Here is a 4,558-nt window from a genome sequence, read left to right as displayed (position 1 = left end):
CGAGGTGTTCCGGGAGCTGGGAAGGGGCGTCGATCATCACTTCCTGATCACCGATGACCTCCACGCCCGGCCGGCTCGCTGCGCACACCGTCCCCTCCGGCGGGTACACGCCGTCCCCGAGGTTCGAGCCCTCGCACCGCTCGATCTCCCGGCCCGGGTAGAGCCGCCGCATCATGGTGACCGTCCGGTCGAGGTCCGCCGCCCCCACGCGCCGTAGCTATTGCGGATGGGGGGCGTTTTCACGGCCTGGGACCACTCGGGGGCCCTCAGCCCTGCGGATCCCCTGGTCAGTGGCAGGGCGGGGTGACTTCCTCCGGGCCGGATGCCGGCTGGGCCGATGCTCATCCGGCAGTTGCTCGACGTAGTACCCGTTCGGCTCGGGGCCGCGATCGGTTCCTGGATTCGGAGGCGGTGTTCCCTTCCGTCCGCGGGATGACGCCCCCCGGCTTCAGTGGTTCTCCTCCAGGAGTTCGCTGATCCGGTCGTGGAGCCGGACGGGTACCCGGAGGGTCCAGCGGGTGGCGGCCTCCGTGGTCAGGTCGCGGCTCCAGTGCCAGCTGTTCCGCGCCGCCTGGCGTACCTCCGGTTCCCGGGCGGCGGCGGTGGTGGCGGTGTAGCGGTCGCGGTCGGCGGCGGGCAGGTCCTGCTCCAGTGCCCGGCTGGGGGTCAGCCAGTGGGCGGTGCTGCCGCGCAGGAGGCGACAGAGCTGGAGCTGCTGGGGCGCGATGACGGTGTGCAGCAGGGCGTGGGCGCGGGCGGTCTCGCCGCGGGCCAGGACGTGGGCGAGCATGAGGGTCCAGTTGGCCAGTTCGTCGGTGAGCCGCTGTGCGGTGGTGGTGGGCTCGGGCGGCCGGAACTCGGCCAGCCGCCGGGCGGCCCGGGTCAGGCGGCCGGTGCGGTCCAGCAGGACGGCGGCCTCGGGACGGGGCAGGTGGACCATCCCTTCCCAGGTGGGGACCTCGTCGATGCCGGGGCCGGCGGCGGTGACGTGGAACTCGCCGCGCATCAGGTCGTCGAAGACGACCGCCAGGATGCCGTACATGTTGGTGTACGCCAGCCTGAGCGGAGCGAGCTGCTCCAGGAACGAGGGCCCGTCGAACGTGTCGACGTGCTCGTCCCGGACGTAGAGGTACGCCTCGATGTCGGAGTGGGCGTCGGCCTCGCCGAGGGTCCAGGACCCGTAGAGCAGGACGCCCTCGAGACGGGGTTCGGACCGGGCGAGTTCCCGCAACCGGGCGATGCGGTCGTCCAGTGCGGGGCAGGCGGAGCGAATGGACACGGTGGCTGACTCCTGAGTGGATGTGCGGGCACGCTTGCGGACGCCCGGAGTCCTCCGGGCGGCCGGCTGGGGACCGTGTGATGCCGGTCTGCTCAGGAAACGCCCACGGGCCGCATCCTACGGGGCGCGTCTCCTTGCGGTCAGAAGGTGACCGCAAGGCTTCCTACGGTCGTGTCATGACCCACACGCAGACCCACGCGCAGGCACCGTCGCAGTCCCCCGCGCAGAAGATCCTCGTCACCGGTGCCACCGGCACCGTCGGCCGCCAGGTCGTCGCCGAGCTGCTCGCCCGCGGCCACGCGGTCCGCGCCCTCACCCGGAACGCGGCCGCGGCCGGCTTCCCGGCGGACGTCGAGGTCGTCCAGGGCGATCTGACCGACCCCGACAGCCTGGTCCCGGCCCTGGAGGGCGTCACCGGCCTCCACCTGATCACCTTCGGCGGGCCCTACTTCACCCCGCTGGAGACCGGCCCCCGCATCCTGGAGTCGGCCCGCGCGGCCGGCGTGCGCCGGGTCACCGTGCTGAACGGCGGCGGGCCGACCTTGCTGGAGGACGCCGTGCGTGCCGACGACGGGGTGGACTGGACCGTGCTCATGCCGGTCGAGTTCATGGCCAACGCCCTGGAGTGGGCGGACGGGATCGTCACCTCGGACGAGGTCCGCGAACCGTTCGTCTCCCGGCTGAGCGCCATGGTCCACGAGGGCGACATCGGCGCCGTCGCCGCGGTCGCGCTCACCGAGGAGGGCCACGGCGGTCAGGAGTACGTGATCACCGGTCCCGAGGTGCTGACCGTCGGCGACAAGGTGGCGGCCATCGCCGCGGCCCGTGGCCGGGACATCGCCCTGGTGGAGCTGACCGAGGAGCAGGCCGTCGCGCAGTGGCGGGCGGCGGGCCGGCCCGAGGACGTGATCGGCTTCCTGCTCGATGTGTACGGCAACACCCCCGAGGTGGGCCGCACGGTCGTCGACACCGTCGAGAAGGTCACCGGCCGCCCGGCCCGCACCTTCGCCCAGTGGGCCGCGGAGCACGCGGACGCCTTCACGGCATAGCCCCCGCCTGCCCCGCACGCCTCCGCCCGATCGGCCGCCGGTCACGGCACAGTGGGTGGATGGAGGCAGACGACAGGAACCTTTTGGCCCGGGGACGCGTGGCGACCAGGCTGCCGGCCCAGGACCTGGAGCGGGCGCGGCGCTTCTACTCCGAGAAGCTCGGTCTGGAGCCCGTCGACGAACGGCCGGGTGGGCTGCTCTACCGGTGCGGGGACACGGAGTTCGCCGTGTTCCGGTCGACGGGAGCCTCGCCCGGCACCTTCACGCAGATGGGATGGCAGGTCGACGACCTCGAAGCGGTCGTGTCGGAGCTGAAGCGGCGCGGCGTGGTGTTCGAGGAGGTCGACGCGCCGGGGTTCCGGACGCGGGACGGGATCGCCGAGGTCGAGGGGAACTACCCGAGCAAGGGCGCCAGGGGCGAACGCGCCGCCTGGTTCCGTGACAGCGAGGGGAACCTGCTGGGCATCGGCGAGCCCGTCGTGTGAACGTGACCGCAGTGGCCGCCCCGGGCCGGGTTCGCGCCCAGTCCGGCCGGGGCGTCCGGATGCCGTGGCGCCGTGGTGCCGTGGTGCCGTAATGCCGCGGGTCCGGTGATCCGCCGGACCCACCGGGCCCACCGGTCAGTGCGGGAAGGGCCCGCCGAGCGTCTTGTACGGCAGGTTGAGCGACTTCACCGTGAACGACTTCGAGCCCGTGCCCGTGATGCCGGAACTCGTGCCCTTCAGCAGGTGGACCAGGCCCCAGCGGGTGTCGTCCAGCTGGTCGTTCGTGTCGACGATCAGGTCGGCGCGGCCGTCGCGGGTGTGGTCGGTGAGCTTGAGGCCCAGGCCGAAGTGGTCGTCGTTCTCGACGGCTCCCCCGACACCCGACGTGTTCTGGTGGTACGCCTTCGCTCCGGTGCCGGACAGTCCGCCCTCGCGGCCGAGCAGGACCGTGACCATGCCGCCCTGGCGTTTGCCCTCCAGGTCCTCGCCGGGCGCGGCGACGGCGAGGTCCGCGTAGCCGTCGCCGTTGACGTCGCCGGCGGCGACGGCCGTGCCGAAGCCGTCGTCCTCCTCCGAGGAGCCGGGCACGCCCGCCGTGTCCTGGGTGAACCTCACCGGCTTGCGGGTCGTGTCCGGACCGCTGGGTCCGCCGTACTGGACCGTGACGTAGCCCCGGTTCCGGTCCGGCTGCTCGCTGCCGCGGCCGAGGGCGAGGTCGCCGTAGCCGTCCTTGTCGAAGTCGCCGACGGCGGTGACGGGGCCGGCGCCGCCCACCTGGTGGCCGCCGTCGTCCGGCACGCGTATCTCGTTCGCGCGCCGGGCGAAGGAGCTGCCGCCGCGGTGGAAGTAGGCGCGCAGGTCGAGGTCGCCGTCCTCGCTCTGGAGATCGCGGCCGAGGATGTACAGGTCGGTGGCGGCACCCGCGGCGACCCGGCCCGCCGCCAGCTGGGAGGCGTTCAGGTAGCCGTAGTCGCCGCCGAGGGACTGCCAGCCGCTCTTCCCGCCGGTGCGGGTGAAGGGGCCCTTGAGCAGGACCGCGCCGGCCCGGCCGACGCTGATCGCGGTGAGGTCCTGGTCGCCGTCGCCGTCGAAGTCGCCGGCCACGACGTCCAGCCCGAACTGGTCGCCCGAGACCGGGTTCTCCGGCGTGACGGGCGAGTGGAAGACGGTGCCGGAGCCGAGCCCCTGGGCGCCGCCCCAGACGACGGTCAGTCCTCCGCGCCTCCAGACGTCGCCGACGGTCTCGCCCGGGGAGGCGACGACCAGGTCGGCGTAGCCGTCGCGGTCGAGGTCGGCGCTGGTCGCGGCGAATCCCCAGTCGTCGCCCTCCTCCACCGAGCCGGGTATGCCCGGCGAGTCCTGGTGGATGGTCTGGACGCGCGTCCCGGGCCCGGTCGACGTGCCGTAGACGACGGTGACCCGGCCGTCCTTGCCGTGGGACCCGCCGAGCATGACGAAGTCGCGGTGGCCGTCGCCGTTGAAGTCGTCGGCGAGCTTGGCGGGGGCCGCGGCCGCCGTGGGGGCGGTGAGGAGCGGCGTGCAGACCGCTGCCGCGAGTGCCGTCGCGACGATGACGGTGCGTGTGACGCGCATGGTTCTCCGTGGTCCGGGGAGGGCGCTGCGAGCGCTTGAACTCCGATGAACTCCGATCCTGAACTGCGATCCTGGACACCTGTGCGTGCTCAAAGGTTGTACGTCGGCCCGGTCCTTCCCCACGGGTCAGTGGGGCCCGGCGGCCGGCACCT

General features: G+C 72.9%; 4 protein-coding genes and 1 pseudogene. 2 read left to right on the top strand and 3 right to left on the bottom strand.

The genetic code is table 11. The features are described from left to right. Both RIM90_RS12680 and RIM90_RS12675 read right to left on the bottom strand, forming a co-directional pair. Positions 1–208, bottom strand: a pseudogene (locus RIM90_RS12680) (hypothetical protein); the annotation flags it as partial. 240 nt (positions 209–448) lie between these two features. After that, positions 449–1,273 (bottom strand): nucleotidyltransferase domain-containing protein, encoded by an 825-nt coding sequence (locus RIM90_RS12675; RefSeq protein WP_375165435.1) that lies wholly within the window; start codon positions 1,271–1,273, stop codon positions 449–451. 182 nt (positions 1,274–1,455) lie between these two features. Here RIM90_RS12675 and RIM90_RS12670 point away from each other — a divergent pair, with 182 nt between their 5' ends. Then, positions 1,456–2,328 (top strand): NAD(P)H-binding protein, encoded by an 873-nt coding sequence (locus tag RIM90_RS12670; protein WP_309060761.1) that lies wholly within the window; start codon positions 1,456–1,458, stop codon positions 2,326–2,328. Between the two features lie 59 nt (positions 2,329–2,387). Then, positions 2,388–2,813: a VOC family protein gene (locus tag RIM90_RS12665; RefSeq protein ID WP_309060760.1), complete on the top strand. Its 426-nt coding sequence runs from the start codon at positions 2,388–2,390 to the stop codon at positions 2,811–2,813. Positions 2,814–2,948: 135 nt separating this feature from the next. On the opposite strand, the gene RIM90_RS12660 is transcribed toward RIM90_RS12665, so the two are convergent. Continuing rightward, positions 2,949–4,406, bottom strand: a complete 1,458-nt coding sequence (locus tag RIM90_RS12660; RefSeq protein ID WP_309060759.1) for an FG-GAP and VCBS repeat-containing protein — start codon at positions 4,404–4,406, stop codon at positions 2,949–2,951. Positions 4,407–4,558 lie beyond the last annotated feature (152 nt).

The organism is Streptomyces sp., from assembly GCF_031181555.1.
Lineage (GTDB): Bacteria > Actinomycetota > Actinomycetes > Streptomycetales > Streptomycetaceae > Streptomyces > Streptomyces fimbriatus.
This window is presented reverse-complemented; position numbering and strand designations above follow the sequence as displayed.

What these genes read in the sequence shown, in the direction of transcription:
- RIM90_RS12670 (WP_309060761.1), top strand. Translation starts at nt 1,456, where the DNA reads ATGACCCACACGCAGACCCACGCGCAGGCACCGTCGCAGTCCCCCGCG.
- RIM90_RS12665 (WP_309060760.1), top strand. Translation starts at nt 2,388, where the DNA reads ATGGAGGCAGACGACAGGAACCTTTTGGCCCGGGGACGCGTGGCGACC.
- RIM90_RS12660 (WP_309060759.1), bottom strand. Translation starts at nt 4,406, where the DNA reads ATGCGCGTCACACGCACCGTCATCGTCGCGACGGCACTCGCGGCAGCG.